This is a genomic window from Streptomyces sp. NPDC006458 (assembly GCF_040612135.1).
In the GTDB taxonomy this organism is placed as follows: domain Bacteria; phylum Actinomycetota; class Actinomycetes; order Streptomycetales; family Streptomycetaceae; genus Streptomyces.
The window spans coordinates 7,506-23,747 of the sequence record NZ_JBEXPR010000022.1; the positions used below are offsets into that span (position 1 = coordinate 7,506).

The window sequence follows — 16,242 nt, forward strand, 5'->3', positions numbered from 1 at the left end:
GTCGGGCGGCATGTCACGGCCACCGTGGAGGTGACCTGGTGAGCACTCCCGCCAGGGCCGTGATCGTCGGGATCGGCGCGACCGAGTTCTCCGGGGCCAACGCCGTCGGGCGGCATGTCACGGCCACCGTGGAGGTGACCTGGTGAGCACTCCCGCCAGGGCCGCGATCGCCGGGATCGGCGCGACCGAGTTCTCCAAGGACTCCGGGCGCAGCGAGCTCAGGCTGGCCGCCGAGGCGGTGCGGGCCGCGCTCGCGGACGCCGGACTCACCCCCGCCGACGTCGACGGCATGGTCACCTTCACCATGGACACCAGCCCCGAGATCACCGTGGCCCAGGCCTGCGGCATCGGCGGGCTGTCCTTCTTCTCCCGCGTGCACTACGGCGGCGGCGCCGCCTGCGCGACCGTGCAGCAGGCGGCGATGGCCGTCGCCTCGGGCGCGGCCGAGGTCGTGGTCTGCTACCGCGCCTTCAACGAGCGCTCCGGCCGCCGCTTCGGCGCCGGGGTGCGGCACAGCGAGGCGACCGCGGAGGGCGTCGCGCTCGGCTGGGTGATGCCGGCCGGGCTGCTCACCCCGGCCTCCTGGGTGGCGATGGCGGCTCGGCGCTATCTGCACGCGCACGGGCTGACCCCCGAGGTCTTCGGGCATGTGGCCGTCGCGGCACGGCGGTACGCGGCGGCCAACCCGGCCGCGCACTTCCACGGCCGCCCCATCACCCTCGCCGACCACGCCGCCTCGCGCTGGATCGCCGAGCCGCTGCGGCTCCTCGACTGCTGCCAGGAGACCGACGGCGGCCAGGCACTGGTCGTCACCTCGCTCGACCGCGCCCGCGACCTGCCCCGCCCGCCGGCCGTCATCGCCGCGGCGGCCCAGGGCGGCGCGGGCCGGGGCCAGGAGCAGTTGACCGGCTTCCACCGCGGCGACCCGGCCGTGCTGGAGGAGGCCAGGGTCGTCGCCCGGCAGCTGTGGCGCGGGGCGGGGCTCGGGCCGGGCGAGATCGACGTGGGCATCCTCTACGACCACTTCACCCCGTTCGTGCTCATGCAACTGGAGGCGTACGGGTTCTGCGGGCCCGGCGAGGGCGCCGCCCACGTCGCCGAGGAACGGCTGCCGCTGAACACCCACGGGGGCCAGCTCGGCGAGGCGTATCTGCACGGCATGAACGGCGTCGCCGAGGCGGTCCGCCAACTGCGCGGAACCGCGGTGAACCAGGTCGCGGGCGCGGAACGGGTCCTGGTCACGGCGGGGACGGGGGTGCCGACCTCGGGCCTGGTCCTGGCGGCGGACGACTGAGCCCCCACGCCCCGCACGAGGGCGTCCACAGGCCACGGGCGCCGGAACCCCGCGTCCCGTACGGCCGGATTGTCAGGGTGGACCCTGAGCCACCCCGTACTACCTCTCCACCCCCGGTCCACCTACAGGAGGTGCAGCAGGCCCCACCACTACAACCTGAGAGGGACCGCGCTTCGGTCCCTGCGGGCGATCCGCACGTCCGGCTCCGTCCCTAGCGTTGAGGACATGACCACACTCGTCTGCACCAGCGCCCCGGAGTCCGCCGGACCGGCGAGGCGGGCGCTGCCGTACGCGACGTACCCGTCGTTCTCCTCGTACGTCCAGGCCCGCCGGCCGGTGCTGCTGCGCACCGCGCGGTCGCTGACGTCCAACCCGAACGACGCCGAGGACCTGCTGCAGACCGCGCTCACGAAGACGTACGTCGCCTGGGAACGGATCGAGGACCACCGCGCGCTGGACGGCTACGTCCGCCGCGCCCTGGTGAACACCCGCACCTCGCTGTGGCGCAAGCGCAAGGTCGACGAGTTCTCCTGCGACGATCTGCCCGAGCCCGAGCCGCTGCCCGCCGAGGCCGACACCGCCGAGCGGCAGGCGCTGCACGACGCGATGTGGCGGGCGGTCATGAAGCTGCCCGACCGTCAGCGGGCGATGGTCGTCCTGCGGTACTACGAGGACCTCAGCGAGGCCCAGACGGCCCAGGTGCTCGGCGTGTCGGTGGGCACGGTGAAATCGGCCGTGTCGCGGGCGCTGGGCAAGCTGCGCGAGGACTCCGAGCTGGGATTTGTCCGCTGACGACCGGCTGACAGGGGCTTCCCGGGCCCGGCCGGACGGTGTCCGCGTGCAGAACGTCACCTGATCGATCATTACTCCCTAGTGACATACCGCTTGGTATGTGAGCAGAATCAGCGCACCCCTTACCGCCGCGTTGGCAATGTCGCCCCGGGAGGACGCCGTGCTGAGCACCATGCAGGACGTACCGCTGTTGATCTCCAGGATCCTGGCCCATGGATCCACGATCCACGGGACATCGCAGGTGACCACCTGGACCGGTGAGGCGGAGCCGCATCGCCGCAGCTACGCGGAGATCGGCGCCCGCGCGGCGCAGCTCGCCCACGCGCTGCGCGAGGAGCTGGGCGTGCGCGACGACGACCGGGTCGCGACCCTCATGTGGAACAACGCCGAGCATGTCGAGGCGTACTTCGCGATCCCCTCCATGGGCGCGGTCCTGCACACCCTCAACCTGCGGCTGCCCGCCGAGCAGCTGATCTGGATCGTCAACCACGCGGCCGACCGGGTCGTCCTGGTCAACGGCTCCCTGCTGCCGCTGCTGGCCCCGGTGCTGCCGCATCTGAAGCCGCTGGAGCACGTGGTGGTGTCGGGCCCCGGCGACCGTTCCCTGCTGGACGGCGCCGCCGTGCAGGTCCACGAGTACGAGGACCTGATCGCGGACAGGCCGACCTCCTACGACTGGCCGGAGCTGGACGAGCGCCAGGCCGCCGCCATGTGCTATACCTCCGGCACGACCGGCGACCCCAAGGGCGTCGTCTACTCCCACCGGTCGATCTACCTGCACTCCCTGCAGGTCAACATGGCCCAGTCGATGGGGCTGACCGACCACGACACCTCCCTGGTCGTGGTCCCGCAGTTCCACGTCAACGCCTGGGGTCTGCCGCACGCCACCTTCATGACCGGCGTCAACATGCTGATGCCGGACCGCTTCCTCCAGCCGGCCCCGCTCGCCGAGATGATCGAGTCGGAGAAGCCGACCCACGCCGCCGCCGTCCCCACCATCTGGCAGGGCCTGCTGGCGGAGCTGACCGCCCGGCCGCGCGAGGTGAGCCACCTCGGTCAGGTGACGATCGGCGGCTCGGCCTGTCCGCCCGCCCTCATGGAGGCCTTCGACCGCCTCGGCATGCGTGTCTGTCACGCGTGGGGCATGACCGAGACCTCCCCGCTCGGCACCATCGCCCGCCCGCCGGCCCACGCGGTCGGCACCGAGGACGAGTTCGGCTACCGCATCACCCAGGGCCGCTTCCCGGCGAGCGTGGAGGCCCGGCTGACCGGCCCCGGCGGCGAGCGGCTGCCCTGGGACGGCGAGTCCGCGGGCGAGCTGGAGGTCCGCGGCCCGTGGATCGCCGGCGCCTACTACAACGGCCCCGACGCCGAACCCCTGCGCCCCGCCGACAAGTTCAGCGAGGACGGCTGGCTGAAGACCGGCGACGTCGGCATCATCTCTCCCGAGGGCTTCCTCACCCTCACCGACCGCGCCAAGGACGTCATCAAGTCCGGCGGCGAGTGGATCTCCTCGGTCGAGCTGGAGAACGCCCTGATGGCCCACCCGGAGGTCGCCGAGGCCGCGGTCGTCGCCGTCCCGGACGACAAGTGGGGCGAGCGCCCGCTGGCCACGGTCGTGCTGAAGGAGGGCTCCACCGCCGACTTCGAGACCCTGCGCACCTTCCTCGCCGACCAGGGCGGCATCGCCAAGTGGCAGCTCCCCGAGCGCTGGACCCTGATCGAGTCCGTGCCCAAGACCTCCGTGGGCAAGTTCGACAAGAAGGTCCTGCGCCGCCAGTACGCCGACGGCGCCCTGGACGTCACCAGCCTCGACTGACCCGCAGCACCCGTACGAGAAGCAGCCCCGGCGCGCGGCGTCAGGGGCTGCTTCTCGTGCAACCTCCGGCGCTCCCAACTCACCGCCGGAAACGCGCACATGCAAAAGGCCCCGGATCGCTCCGGGGCCTTTCGCCGATGTGCACTCGGCAGGATTCGAACCTGCAACCTTCTGATCCGTAGTCAGATGCTCTATCCGTTAAGCTACGAGTGCTTGTTCTGTTTTCCGTCCCGCTCCCGGTCCATTCGGCCCGCTCGCGGCGACAGGAAGAACATTACATGACTGCCGCCGACATGTGAAATCCATTAGGTAAACCCCTTCTGGCCTGCGAAAACGCCGAATCGGGCGAGTGTGGGCCGAGGCCGTGGCGAAGGGTCGTGCGGGCCGTTTCGGCAAGGCTCGTGACAGGGGTCACAGGGCTTTCGCGAGAGTGGGAGTGCGCGCTGAATCGCGCCGCCCGGTCGACCGTCCTCCGCGGCAGTGGACAGGTCCCGGCTCGGGCACTTGGGTGATCACTGCTCAGCGCCCCCACCGCCCAGCAGCAGGACACGCATACCCGCCGTGCCCCCCCACTCGCCGGTCCGTGCCGCTCCGCCGTCTGTTCGGGGCCGGGCTCGGCGCCGGGATGCTGCTCGTCAGCGGCTGCGGCGGCGGAGACGGGGACGGCGGCCCCGACGACGGCAGGGCCGCGGCCGGTTCGGCACGGCCCTCGGCCGGCGCGGCGCCCGCGCCGGCCGCCACCGACCGCCTCGTCTTCCCGCTGGACGCCTACGACCGGCAGCCCGCCGACCAGAGTCTCCTGGCGCGGGCGCAGGACGAGCTCGCCGTGCGGTGCATGGCGCGGTACGGGTTCCGGTACGTCCCGCCGGAGCGGGCCCGGACTCCCGCCCGCCCCGTCAACTCCCGTGTCTTCGGGGTCGTCGACCCCCGCGAGGCCGCCGAGTACGGCTACCGACGCCATCAGCTCGGCCCGCCCGCAGTTCTGATCCTGACCCGCCGCGGAGCGCACGTACCGTCGGACCCGCCCGGCCTCCGCGCCCGGCGGGTCCGTCGTGGCCCGGCCGTCGAGTCCCTTTCCCGGGGCTCGAAAGCGCGCCTGGGCGAGTTCCCGGGGCTCGAAAGCGTGCCAGGGTGAGAGCGTTCCGCGGGTACGTCCGATCAGCGCGGGCAGGCGGGCGAGGGGGCCATGAGCGACGACACCGTCGGCTCGTCGGCTCCCGTCCGCGGCAGGACCGAGACGGCCTCGGAGAACCATGCGCCGGAAACGACTCAGGGAGTCCGGCCGATCATCGGCTGAACTCCCTGAGTACAGAGCGGAGGCGGAGGGATTTGAACCCTCGATGGGCTTTAAAACCCAAACCGCATTAGCAGTGCGGCGCCATAGACCGGACTAGGCGACGCCTCCAGCACAACCACTCGCGCGAGCGCGAACGCTGCGTGCAGATGATGACACAGTCGAGCGTCGTGCCACCAATCGGCTCCCACGGTACTAGGCGGGCGGGCCACAGGGCAAAGGGCTTCCCTCCGGGTGTCCGCACGTCGCACTCCCTTCGCGGCCGCCGCGCAACGTAAGGCGCCCCGGCGCGTTGGGCAGGGCATGTCCTACGTCTCCCCCCGCGCCCTGCGGCGGTTCGCCGTCGCCGCCGGTCTCTCGCTCGCCGCGCTCGGCTCGCTGTCCGCCACGTCCTCGGCCACCCCCGCCGTACCGTCACCGAGGGTGCCGCCCCCGGCGCGCCACGAGGACCGGCCCGACCACCTCACTGTCACCGTCCAGGACGGGCCGGAGCGGGCGGCGCGGACGTACGAGCTCGACTGCCATCCCGGCGGCGGCAGCCACCCCGACCCGGCCGCCGCCTGCGCCGCCCTGGACCGCAACACCCAATGGGGCAAGGACACCTTCGCGCCCGTGCCCGACGACAGCTTCTGCACGATGCTGTACGGCGGTCCCGCCACCGCCCATGTCACGGGCACCTGGGCCGGCCGGCCCGTCGACGCGCGGTTCGACCGCAGCAACGGCTGCGAGATCGAGCGCTGGGACCGGTTCGTCCCGCTGCTGCCCTCGCCCGGCGCCTGACCGGCACACGGACCGCCCGGACCGCCCGGCCGCGAACGACCGTGGCCGTGCGGCCGCCCTGTAGAGGTCGGGTGGAGAGGCGGTGCCGATGGCGTACCCGCCCCGCACCCGCCCGTCCCCGGGGAGTGCGACGTCTCTCGCATCGGGCGTCGCGAGCGCAACCGCAGCCCTTAGACTCCCTCGCGTGACACCCCGCGGGCCGGTTGGCAAGATGGCCCGAGCGGTTGGCAAGGTGCGGTAACAGGGAGGAAGCGTTCCGTGAGCAGCAGGCCATCCCGAGGCGCTGCTCGCCTCGCAGCCATACTCGACGCCCTTCCCGATGCGTTGGTCCTGGTCAACGCGAACGGGACCGTCGTCAACGCGAACACCATCGCGCTGGAGGCGTTCGAGGCGCCGGGTACGGCACTCGTCGGGCGCGGGCTGCTCGATCTCCTCCCGGAGTTCGACTCCAAGCTGATCCCGGGCTCCATGCGCCGCCCGGACCACGTCGACCCGCGCGCCCGTACCCGGCCCACCCGGATGACGGCCCGCCGCACCGACGGCTCCGAGTTCCCGGTCGAGGTCACCAGCGCGAACCTGGAGAACGGCCAGCAGGCCTACGACAACTACGGCTACGCCGCCGACGAGCTGCTGATGCTGGTCGTCCGCGACCTGACCGGCACCGTCGACACCGAGGCCGAGCTCGCCCGCTCGCAGCGGCAGACCGAGATGATCCTGCGGGCCGCGTCCGAGGGCGTCGTCGGCACCGACACCGACGGCCGGATCGTCCTGGTCAACCCGGCGGCCGCGCAGATCCTCGGCTACCGCGCCAGCGACCTGGGCGGCAAGGAGCTGCACACCCTCGTCCTGCACTCGCGCGGCGACGGCTCACCCTTCCCGTACGACGAGTCGCCGCTGGCCGACACCCTGCGCTCGGGGCGCAAGCACCGGGTGCGCGGACAGGTGCTGTGGTCCAAGTCCGGGGACAAGGTCTCGGTCGACCTCACCACCGCTCCCGTGCGCGACGGCGACCAGCTCGTCGGCGCCGTCATGACCTTCGCCGACCGCCGTCCCTACGACATCCTCGCCGACGAGAAGACCGCCTCCGACCAGGCGCACGCCGAGGAGCTGGAGCGGCTGTCCGAGGAACACGCCGCCGACCTCACCGCGCTGCGCCAGCGGCATGTGACCGAGATCGAGGAGCTGACCGAGGCGCACCAGGAGGAGCTGGCGGCCGGCGAGGACCGGTACGCCGCCCTCGCCGAGCGGGAGAAGGACCGCTACGAGGCACTCGCCGCCCGGCACGAGCAGCTGCAGACGCTCCTCGGGCAGTCGCTGCGCGGCCCGCTGGACCAGCTGCGCCGCGAGCTGGCCGCGCTCGCCGCCGACGACGCCGGACAGCTGTGGCCCGAGGCCAACCAGGTTCTGCACCACCTCTCCGCGGGCTACTCCCGCATCACCACCCTCATCGACAACGTCCTCGGCTACCAGCGCCTCGACGCGGGCGGCGCCGAGGTCTCCCGTACGAAGGTGATGCTCGACTCCGTCGTGGCCGCCGGGGTCGACGGGGCCGTCGAGCTGATCGGGCCGGGGCGGGTGCAGTTCGCCGTGCACGCGCCGCCCATCGAGGCCGAGGTCGACGCGGTGCTGCTGGCCACCGCGCTGGCGCATCTGGTCGCCGATGTCGCGGGCGTCGACGCCACCGGCAACGCGCCCGTGTCCGCGGGCGGTTACATGGACAACACCGTCGTCGTGGCCGCCGCCCAGCGCGGCGAGGTCGTCCGCATCGAGGTGCGCGGGCCGTACGCCGGGGGCGACCCGGTGCACGAGCCGGTCGTGCGCGGGATCGTGCGGGCCCACGGCGGTGTCCTGCAGACGCACGAGGTGCCGGGCATGAGCGGCAGCGCGTACGTCCTGGAGGTGCCCATCGGCGGCGGCGCGGGTGCCGTCGCCGCGCAGCTCCGGGAGATCGCTCCCGCCGAGGCCCAGCAGACCTCCGGCGGCGGGCGGCGGCGGGCCCGGCGGTCCTCCGTCGACGCCTTCCTGGAGAGCGACGTCCAGGGCGCGGGCGACCCCGCCGGCGCCGAGGCCGAGTCCGGCACGCCCACCGGGCGGCGCCGCCGTAGCGCGGCCGCCGAGGAGAACGCCCCGCGGCAGCTCGTTCCCGCCGAGACCACGGAGGCCTCCGGCGGGACCGGCCGCCGCCGTGGGCGTGCCGCGGACGGTGCGGGCGGCGCGAGCGCGGAAGCCGTCACCGGCGCCGCGGGCGGGCTGCTTCCCGCCCTGGCCGCGGGCGTCTCCGAGGGCGCCGTGGTGACCGCCGCCGAGCACGCCGCGGGCACCGCGGCCGCCGGGAACGGCCTCGGCGGGACGGTGCCGCCGCAGGGCGTGCCCGCCGGGGACGCGCAGCCCGCCGGGCGGCGGGCCCGTCGTGGCGCCGAGCAGCACGCGCTGCCGCCGGCCCTGCCCGCGATCGCCTCCGAACCGTCCGAGGCCGCCGCCCTGGAGCCCGCCGGGGCCCAGCAGCCCACCGGGCGTCGCCGGCGTGCCCTCGCCGCCGCACAGGAACGGGCGGACGCGCAGGAGGCGGCTCCCCGGACCGTGTTCGCGCTGCCGCCCGCCGAGGCCGACCGGCCGGCCGAGGACATCGCGGCGCCGGGCGCGGCGGCTCCCGCGCACCCGGTTGCCCCCGGCGGAGCCCCCGCGGCTCCCGCGGCCATGGCGCTTCCGGGTGCCATGCCGGTGCCCGCCCAGGCACCCGCGGCGATGCCCGTCCCGGCCCAGGGTCTCCCTGGCTCCGGGCCGTCCGAGGACCACTCCGGTCGGCACGACACGCCTGCGCACGGCCACGCCGACGACCACACCCCGCCCCAGCCGCACCCCACCACCGCGCCCACCGGTCGGCGCCGCCGGGCCGGGGCCCAGCCCGCCGAGGGCACGGGCACGCCCGCGCAGGCCGTCCCCGGCCGCCCCGACACCACGACGGGCCAGGCAACCGTCCCGGCCCAGGGCACGCACGGCGAGTCCGTCGCGGCGGTCCGGGCGGCCGCCGCCCGGACGGCCCCGGCGCACGGCACCCCCGGCGCGGGCACCCCGCTGCCCCCGGCCCAGCCGCTCCCCGCCCAGGGCACCCACGGCCACGCAGTCCCGCCGGTGCAGGCGCAGGCCGTCCCGGCGCAGGCGACCGCTGCCCAGCAGGCCCCCGCCCCGGCCCAGCCGCTCCCGGCCGCCGCCCCGCTACCCGCCGAGGCCCCGGCGGCGCAGGCCACCCCGGCGGCGGGCACTCCCGCACAGGGCACTCCCGCACAGGGCGCTCCCGCGCAGGGCGCTCCCGCAGTGGGCGCCCCGGACCAGGCCACGCCCGCAGCCGGCACCCCCACGCCGCAGCCGTGGCCCGCCGGTGGCCCCCAGCCCGGCAACCCCGCAGGTCCCGGCGGCTCGCAGCCCGCAGGCGCGCTGCCGTTGCCGCTGCCCGCCGAGGCCTCCGCACCACTGGACCCCAACGCCACCCATGGCCGTGCCATAAGCGTGCGCACCCTGGGGCAGGGCGTGCCGTTCGCACGGCAGGCGGAGCAGGTGCAGCAGCCGCTCCCCACGGCCACCCCCGCCCCGCACAACCCCAGCGGTTCCGGACGCCGCCGCAAGCTCGGCACGCCCCCTGACCCGGCCGGGCGCCCCGAGCAGTCCGCCGCCCGCCCCGAGCAGGCGGCGCGCCCCCACCCGCCCGCCGAGCAGCCGGTCGTCCCGCCCGTCCCGGCCGCCGGCCAGCCGCTGCCTGCCCCGCAGGCGTCCGAGGGCGCCGGACGGTCGTACGCCATAGGAGCACCGGACGAGAACGCCGCCGAGGGCCCCGAGCCGCTGGACGGTCCCGGCGGTGCCGTCGAGGTCGCCGACACCCCGCGCCCGCAGCCGCTGGACGACGAGCTGCCGCCCGAGCCGCTGGACAATCCGCGGCGGCTGCTGGTGTGGCCCGCGCCGGACGTCTCGACCCAGCAGGCGCTGAGCGACCGCGGCTACCGGCCGGTCATCGTGCACTCGCGCGAGGAGGTGGACGCGCAGATCGCCGCGTTCCCGGCCGCGCTGTTCGTCGACCCGCTGACCGGGCCGATCACCCGTACGGCACTGCAGTCCCTGCGGCAGGCGGCCGTCGCCGCCGAGGTGCCGGTCATGGTGACGGCCGGGCTGGGACAGGCCACGCGCGAGGCGGCGTACGGCGCCGACCCCGCGGTCCTGCTCAAGGCGCTGGCGCCGCGGGACAGCGAGCAGCACCCGCCCCGTGTGCTGCTGATCGAGGAGCACGCGGAGATCGCGCTGGCGCTGACGGCGACGCTGGAGCGGCGCGGGATGCAGGTGGCGCGGGCCGCGAGCGACGCGGACGCGGTCACGCTGGCGGGTCAGCTCCGCCCGAACCTCGTGGTGATGGACCTGATGCAGGTGCACCGCCGCCAGGCCGGGATCGTGGACTGGCTGCGCGCGAACGGGCAGCTCAACCGGACTCCGCTGGTCGTCTACACGGCCGCGGTCGACCCGGCGGACCTGCCGCGGCTGGCCTCCGGCGAGACGGTCCTCTTCCTCGCCGAGCGCTCCACCAGCGCGGAGGTCCAGGACCGGATCGTCGACCTGCTGGCCCGGATCGGGACCAACTAGAGCCTGTCTCCGCGAGGAGCTGTCGCCCTTCCGGCCCTGGCCGCCACGGCGGTGACCGCCGCCGTCGCGGCCAGGCTGCCCAGCAGCACCATGCCCACGCCGATCACGAAGAGGCCGCTGGCGTCGTCCGACCAGTCGACGTAGGCGCAGACGGTCAGTCCGAGCGGGATGCCCGCGACCGCGGCGCCGATGTGGCGCCGGGACGCCGCCCAGTACAGCGGCCCCAGAAGCGTCAGCACCAGACCGATCACCTGCCATGCCTGGTAGGGACCCGTCGTCGAGCCGTCAGCCTGTACGTCTCGCTGCTGGTCCCAGCCCAGCCAGCCCGCCCACGCCACCGCGGCCACCCCCGCCAGAACGAGGCCCACCATCGGCTCGCGCACGAGTCCCGCTCGTCGTTGTTCCATGCCTCCAGCGTGTCGGCCGTGGACGGACCCGGCCAGGGCGCGGGTACTCAGTTCCGTCCGAGTACTTCCTCCGGGCCGGTGGGCGCCGGCCTCTGGCCGGCACTTCCCGCCGAATCGATACGTCTGTCACCTATCGGGTGAACGTGCTTTCTATGGGGGGTGGTTGGGGGTGGGGCGTCCCTAGCGTCACGGGTGGAGGTGATGCTCGATGTACGAGCACTACGAAGTTCCGCCGGAGCAGTCGGCGGCCATGCAGCGGGGCGCGATCGATGTGGACGACTTCGTGTTCGCGGCGACCGGGGCGCGGGTGCGGAGGCTGACCACGCCGCAGGGAGAACACTGGTTTCCCGCGGTCGACGCAGCGCGCCATCTCGGCTACTCGAACACCCGGCATGCTTTGCGACTGCACGTCAGTCCCAGTTTGCAGAAGTCGCTGAGCGAGATTGCACAGGGTGTCGCTACAAGCGACACCCTGAGCAAACTGGCAGCTCACAGGCTTCAGCGGTCTGTCAAACTGGTCAACCTTCAGGGCCTCATCCAGCTTGTGAACGGTTGCACCAAACCCGAATGCGAACCCTTCAAACTCTGGGTCTCCGAAGTCATCGTCACCATCCAGCGCGACGGCTCCTACAGCCTCGAACCCGCCCCCGTACAGCCCGCTCCCACCGGTGGCACGGCCTACGCCATGCCGCGGGAGGTCGCCGACGCGATCGTGCGGCTGGAGGAGCGGAACATCCGCGCGGACGAGGTCTTCGCGGAGGCACTGGCCGGGCGGGTGCGGCTGAAGGACGAGCAGGTGCGTCTGCAGTCGGAACAGGTGCGTCTGCAGTCGGAGCAGGTTCGTCTGCGGACCGAAGAGATCCGCCTGCACGGCGAGCACTTGCGCCTGCGGACGGAGAACACGCGCCTGCAGACCGAGAACACGCGCCTGCAGAGCTCCATGGCCGACGCCCTGCACCGCATCGCCCACACCCTCGACCGTCTCGCCGACCGGATCGAGGCCCCCGGCCGCCGCGACGAGGGCATCCCCGCCGTCACTGCGCAGCAGTTGCTCGCGACCTGGCGTGCGAGGAACCTCGTGGTGACCGACGACGTGCACGCGGTGGCGGCGTATCTCGCGCCGGCCCTGGTACGTGGAGAGGCGCGGTGCCGGGTCGAGGACGTCGCGGAGCGGACCGGGCTGACGGTGGAGCGGGTCGTGGACTGTGTGCGGATGCTGCTGAAGCGGGGGTGCATGCGGCAGAGCGGGTGCGGGGAGGACGGGACGCCGGTGTACCTGCTGCCGTGAAGAAGGCCCGAAGTCGCAATAAGAGCTTGCGGCTTCGGGCCGTTGCCCACCGTAGCGCGTCCGGCCGCCGCAGGGGCGTTGTCAGTGGTGACCTCTACCCTCACGAGTGATGGGACAGGCGTGGAAGTGCTCGGGGCTGCGGTGGTCGGTGGACGGGCCGGTGCTCGTGTGGGGCGGCGGGCGGCGCAGTGCGCTGGCCTGGGGAAAGCGGGTCGCCTTCGGGGTCGTGGAGGGGGGTGAGCGGGGGTGTGTCGGGGCCAGGGGGCACGCGTGTCCGGTGGGGGCGGTGGTGTCGGGGCGCTCCACCGGCGCGCGGTGCGAGGAGTGCGCGCGGCTGGACCGGGCGCACTCCGTGGCCGCGGACACGATCGCGGACGACCCTCGGCCGTACCACGTCTATCTGGCCTGGTTCGGGCCCGGCCTGGTGAAGGTCGGCATCACGGCCCTGGAGCGCGGCTCCGCGCGGCTGCTGGAGCAAGGTGCCGTCTCCTTCAGCTGGCTCGGCTCGGGCCCGTTGATGGCGGCCCGGCGCACGGAGGAGCTCCTGCGGGCGGCCCTGCGCGTGCCGGACCGTATCCCCTACGCCGAGAAGCGGGCCGTGCGGGCCCTGCTCCCGGCGACGGAGGCCGAGCGGTCCGCAGAGATCGGCCCTCTGCACGCCCGCGCGCTGTCACTGGCCGAGTGGCCGGAGTCGCTGGCCCGCGAGCCCTTCGACCCGGTCGACCACATGGAGATCTTCGGCCTCCAGACGGCACCGCCCGCCCTCGGCGAGATCACCGAGCTGATCCCCGGCGGCGTACTCAGCGGCACCCTGACCGCAGCCGCCGGCCCCGATCTGCATCTGGCGACCGGACGTGGCGTGGTCGTCCTGGACACCAGACTGATGACGGGCTGGGACCTCGGCACCGCCGCGGCTCCGGCTGAACTCTCCTTCCCGCTGAAGGAGTTCAAGTCGTCCCCGCACCAGCAGGACGAGCTGTTCTGAGCGTCGGGCGGGCAATCACGCGGTGAAGGTAAAGAGTTGGATCCCGCACGGATCCCTTTCGGCAAGGTCCGTAGATCGACAGGGCCGTGCACAGGCATCGTGAGGGTCATGAGCGAAGACATCGTCACACCTGTCGGCACGCCGGTCGTCACGCCTGCCGTCTCACCCGTCGCCGCGTACGAACCGCCCTACTACGCCGCCATCTTCACGTCCGTGCGCACCCACGGAGACAACGGATACGCCGAGACCGCGGAGCGCATGGCGGAACTCGTGCGGGAGATACCCGGGTACCTCGGGGAGGACTCGGCGCGCACCGAGGGCGGGTTCGGGATCACCGTCGCGTACTTCCGGGATCTCGCCGGTATCGAGCGCTGGCGGGCGAACGCCGATCACCGTGCCGCCAAGGAGCGGGGGAGGGAGAACTGGTACGAGCGGTACACCCTGCACATCGCCAGGGTCGAGCACAGCCGCGCCTTCGAGAGGGCGTCCGTCCGGCCCCCGTTCACCCCCTGAGAGCCATCTGTGGGTTTCTAAGAGAATTCACAGCTTCGGGAAAGCGTGCTCTCAGAGGACACCGACATGGTGTCCAGCATGACCACGACCTCGCCCCAGGGGCGCACCGAACTGCTGAGGCCGGACGGGAGCCCCGTCCGCGTGCTGGTGGTGGACGACGAGCAGTCGATCACCGAGCTGCTGTCCATGGCCCTGCGCTACGAGGGGTGGCAGATCAGGAGCGCGGGCGACGGCCAGGGTGCCGTCCGGACCGCGCGGGAGTTCCGGCCCGACGCCGTCGTGCTCGACATGATGCTGCCCGACATGGACGGTCTGGCCGTGCTCGGACGGCTGCGGCGGGAGCTGCCCGACGTCCCCGTTCTCTTCCTCACGGCCAAGGACGCCGTCGAGGACCGGATCGCGGGGCTCACCGCGGGCGGCGACGACTACGTCACCAAGCCGTTCTCCCTGGAGGAGGTCGTCGCCCGGCTGCGCGGGCTCATCCGGCGCACCGGCGCGGCCGACCGCCGCTCCGACTCCGTGCTCGTCGTCGGCGACCTCACCCTCGACGAGGACAGCCACGAGGTGACCCGGGGCGGGGACGGCATCCACCTCACCGCCACCGAGTTCGAGCTGCTGCGCTTCCTGATGCGCAACCCCCGGCGCGTGCTCAGCAAGGCGCAGATACTCGACCGTGTCTGGTCGTACGATTTCGGCGGCCAGGCCAACGTCGTCGAGCTGTACATCTCCTATCTGCGCCGCAAGATCGACGCCGGGCGGGAGCCGATGATCCACACCCGGCGCGGGGCCGGCTATCTGATCAAGCCCGCGGCGTCATGACCGGGCGGCGGCGGACGCGTCCGCGGCGGCGTCCGAAAGGGCAGCCGCGCACCTTGCGGACACGGCTCGTCGTCGCCTCCGTGACGCTGATCGCCGTCGTCTGCGCGGTGATCGGCACGGTCACCACGCTCGCCCTGCGCTCGCATCTGTACGAGCAGCTCGACGGGCAGCTCCGCGAGGCCGCGGCACGCGCCGGCGGCTTCGGCAAACCGCCCGGCGCCGGCCCGGACCGCCCGCCCGGCCAGAACAACACCGTCGTCCACGACACCACCCTCGACCTCGACGAGTTCGTCAAGCGCGGCCCCCAGCCCACCGGCACGGTCATAGCCGAGGTCCGCGACGGCCTCGTCACCGACGCCCGGATAGGCGAGAAGTCGGACGACAGCACCGACATCAGCGGCATGGCGGCCGACGGCCTCGACAGCGCCCAGCAGTCCGCGCTCAACTCCGTCGCCCAGGACGGCGAGCAGCACACCGTCGACCTGCCCGGCCTCGGCCGGTACCGCGTCGAGTACCGCGACAGCGCCGACGGCACCCGCGGCTACTACGTCGCCCTCCCGACCGAGGAGGTCAGCGGCACCCTCGGCACGCTGATCCTCATCGAGGCCAGCGTCACGGCGGCCGCGCTCGTCGCCGCGGGCATGGCCGGCACGGTCATGGTGGGCGTGGCCACCCGTCCCCTGCGCAGGGTCGCCGCCACCGCCACCCGTGTCTCCGAACTCCCCCTGCACGCGGGCGAGGTGAACCTCGACGAGCGCGTGCCCGAGTCGGAGTGCGACCCGCACACCGAGGTCGGCCGGGTGGGCGCCGCCCTCAACACGCCCTCGGGCTCGATCGTCACGGCCGGTCCGGCGGTCTCCGGCGGCCGGGGCGGATTCGGCGGCGGGATGCCCGGCGGCGGACCGGGCGGCGGCGGCTTCCCCGGGCAGGGCGGCCAGAACCGGCAAGGCGGTCAGCAGGGCGGCCGGACGGGCCGGCCCCCGACCGGCGGATTCGGCGGCGGCCTCCCGGGCCAGAACGGCCAGAACGGCCAAGGCCAGAACGGCCAAGGCCAGAACAACCAGGGCCTGCCCACCGCCCCCGGCGGCACGGGCGGCGACGGCCCCACGGGCGGCGGCCGCGGCGGCATGGGCGGCCTCCTCGGCGGCGCCGACGTCGACGACGAGGCCAGGAAGCTGCTGGAGGCCGACGCCGAGGACCACACCTGGGCCGCGGCGGCCATCGGCGCCCAGAACGCCGCCAGTTACCAGCTCGCCACCGGCGAGCCCGTGATGGCGATCGGCGGCTTCAACGGCACGGACCCGTGCCCGACCCTGGCCGAGTTCAAGAAGTACGTGGCGGAAGGGAAGATCCACTACTTCGTCTCGGGCGGCGGAACGGGCGGCGGCGCGGGCCCCGGCGGTGGCGGCCGTTCGAGCACGTCGTCCCAGATCAGCGAATGGGTGCAGGACACCTTCAAGGAGGTCACGGTCGGCTCGGCCACCTTCTACGACCTCACGCGGGAGGCGAGCGGCGGCTGACGCGGCCTGGTCGTACCCCGCGGAGAAGGCCTGCGCGGGGTACAACCATGTCGGTGGCCGCCCACCGGCCGGGACGGCTCGGCGATGGGTCGGCGGCCGGTCGTC

Annotated in this window: 12 protein-coding genes and 2 tRNA genes; 11 read left to right on the top strand and 3 right to left on the bottom strand. The window is 73.5% G+C overall.

What is annotated here, in order from left to right; all coding sequences use genetic code 11:
• The first annotated feature begins 142 nt into the window (after positions 1 to 142).
• The 3 genes from ABZZ79_RS27210 to ABZZ79_RS27220 all read left to right on the top strand — a co-directional run bounded on the left by ABZZ79_RS27210 (position 143) and on the right by ABZZ79_RS27220 (position 3,905).
• Positions 143 to 1,294 (top strand): lipid-transfer protein, encoded by a 1,152-nt coding sequence (locus tag ABZZ79_RS27210; protein WP_356692974.1) that lies wholly within the window; start codon positions 143 to 145, stop codon positions 1,292 to 1,294.
• Positions 1,295 to 1,519: 225 nt separating this feature from the next.
• Complete coding sequence (locus ABZZ79_RS27215; RefSeq protein WP_356692976.1) at positions 1,520 to 2,086, top strand: SigE family RNA polymerase sigma factor; 567 nt, start codon at positions 1,520 to 1,522, stop codon at positions 2,084 to 2,086.
• Positions 2,087 to 2,225: 139 nt separating this feature from the next.
• Positions 2,226 to 3,905, top strand: coding sequence for a long-chain fatty acid--CoA ligase (locus ABZZ79_RS27220; protein ID WP_356693253.1), 1,680 nt, complete (start codon positions 2,226 to 2,228; stop codon positions 3,903 to 3,905).
• A 140-nt stretch (positions 3,906 to 4,045) separates the two neighbouring features.
• On the opposite strand, the gene ABZZ79_RS27225 is transcribed toward ABZZ79_RS27220, so the two are convergent.
• Positions 4,046 to 4,118 (bottom strand) — tRNA-Arg (locus ABZZ79_RS27225).
• Between the two features lie 370 nt (positions 4,119 to 4,488).
• On the opposite strand from ABZZ79_RS27225, the gene ABZZ79_RS27230 reads away from it, so the two are divergent.
• The gene (locus ABZZ79_RS27230) at positions 4,489 to 5,040 is read left to right on the top strand and encodes a hypothetical protein (RefSeq protein ID WP_356692978.1); all 552 of its coding nucleotides are present in this window, start codon (positions 4,489 to 4,491) and stop codon (positions 5,038 to 5,040) included.
• 179 nt (positions 5,041 to 5,219) lie between these two features.
• Here ABZZ79_RS27230 and ABZZ79_RS27235 read toward each other — a convergent pair.
• Positions 5,220 to 5,310: transfer RNA gene (locus ABZZ79_RS27235), tRNA-Ser, on the bottom strand.
• Between the two features lie 192 nt (positions 5,311 to 5,502).
• Here ABZZ79_RS27235 and ABZZ79_RS27240 point away from each other — a divergent pair.
• Together ABZZ79_RS27240 and ABZZ79_RS27245 are read left to right on the top strand one after the other, a co-directional pair.
• Positions 5,503 to 5,979: an SSI family serine proteinase inhibitor gene (locus tag ABZZ79_RS27240; protein ID WP_356692980.1), complete on the top strand. Its 477-nt coding sequence runs from the start codon at positions 5,503 to 5,505 to the stop codon at positions 5,977 to 5,979.
• A 258-nt stretch (positions 5,980 to 6,237) separates the two neighbouring features.
• Positions 6,238 to 10,605: a PAS domain-containing protein gene (locus ABZZ79_RS27245; RefSeq protein WP_356692982.1), complete on the top strand. Its 4,368-nt coding sequence runs from the start codon at positions 6,238 to 6,240 to the stop codon at positions 10,603 to 10,605.
• Here the strand turns inward: ABZZ79_RS27245 and ABZZ79_RS27250 are convergent.
• Entirely contained in the window at positions 10,602 to 11,012 is a 411-nt protein-coding gene (locus tag ABZZ79_RS27250; protein WP_356692984.1) for a hypothetical protein, read from the bottom strand. The genes ABZZ79_RS27245 and ABZZ79_RS27250 overlap by 4 nt on opposite strands.
• Before the next feature lie 208 nt (positions 11,013 to 11,220).
• Between ABZZ79_RS27250 and ABZZ79_RS27255 the strand changes: the two genes are divergently transcribed.
• The 5 genes from ABZZ79_RS27255 (at position 11,221) to ABZZ79_RS27275 (ending at position 16,137) form a co-directional block, all read left to right on the top strand.
• Positions 11,221 to 12,300: a Bro-N domain-containing protein gene (locus ABZZ79_RS27255; protein ID WP_356692986.1), complete on the top strand. Its 1,080-nt coding sequence runs from the start codon at positions 11,221 to 11,223 to the stop codon at positions 12,298 to 12,300.
• A 109-nt stretch (positions 12,301 to 12,409) separates the two neighbouring features.
• Positions 12,410 to 13,285, top strand: coding sequence for a DUF2797 domain-containing protein (locus tag ABZZ79_RS27260; RefSeq protein ID WP_356692988.1), 876 nt, complete (start codon positions 12,410 to 12,412; stop codon positions 13,283 to 13,285).
• Between the two features lie 108 nt (positions 13,286 to 13,393).
• Entirely contained in the window at positions 13,394 to 13,798 is a 405-nt protein-coding gene (locus ABZZ79_RS27265) for an antibiotic biosynthesis monooxygenase (protein WP_356692990.1), read from the top strand.
• Between the two features lie 78 nt (positions 13,799 to 13,876).
• A complete protein-coding gene (locus tag ABZZ79_RS27270) occupies positions 13,877 to 14,617 on the top strand; it encodes a response regulator transcription factor (protein ID WP_356692992.1) in 741 nt (246 codons plus the stop codon).
• Complete coding sequence (locus ABZZ79_RS27275) at positions 14,614 to 16,137, top strand: hypothetical protein (protein WP_356692994.1); 1,524 nt, start codon at positions 14,614 to 14,616, stop codon at positions 16,135 to 16,137. Before ABZZ79_RS27270 ends, ABZZ79_RS27275 begins: the two co-directional genes overlap by 4 nt.
• The last annotated feature ends 105 nt before the right edge of the window (positions 16,138 to 16,242 follow it).

What these genes read in the sequence shown, in the direction of transcription:
- ABZZ79_RS27265 (WP_356692990.1), top strand. Translation starts at nt 13,394, where the DNA reads ATGAGCGAAGACATCGTCACACCTGTCGGCACGCCGGTCGTCACGCCT.
- ABZZ79_RS27220 (WP_356693253.1), top strand. Translation starts at nt 2,226, where the DNA reads ATGTCGCCCCGGGAGGACGCCGTGCTGAGCACCATGCAGGACGTACCG.
- ABZZ79_RS27275 (WP_356692994.1), top strand. Translation starts at nt 14,614, where the DNA reads ATGACCGGGCGGCGGCGGACGCGTCCGCGGCGGCGTCCGAAAGGGCAG.
- ABZZ79_RS27215 (WP_356692976.1), top strand. Translation starts at nt 1,520, where the DNA reads ATGACCACACTCGTCTGCACCAGCGCCCCGGAGTCCGCCGGACCGGCG.
- ABZZ79_RS27255 (WP_356692986.1), top strand. Translation starts at nt 11,221, where the DNA reads ATGTACGAGCACTACGAAGTTCCGCCGGAGCAGTCGGCGGCCATGCAG.
- ABZZ79_RS27260 (WP_356692988.1), top strand. Translation starts at nt 12,410, where the DNA reads ATGGGACAGGCGTGGAAGTGCTCGGGGCTGCGGTGGTCGGTGGACGGG.
- ABZZ79_RS27250 (WP_356692984.1), bottom strand. Translation starts at nt 11,012, where the DNA reads ATGGAACAACGACGAGCGGGACTCGTGCGCGAGCCGATGGTGGGCCTC.
- ABZZ79_RS27270 (WP_356692992.1), top strand. Translation starts at nt 13,877, where the DNA reads ATGACCACGACCTCGCCCCAGGGGCGCACCGAACTGCTGAGGCCGGAC.
- ABZZ79_RS27240 (WP_356692980.1), top strand. Translation starts at nt 5,503, where the DNA reads ATGTCCTACGTCTCCCCCCGCGCCCTGCGGCGGTTCGCCGTCGCCGCC.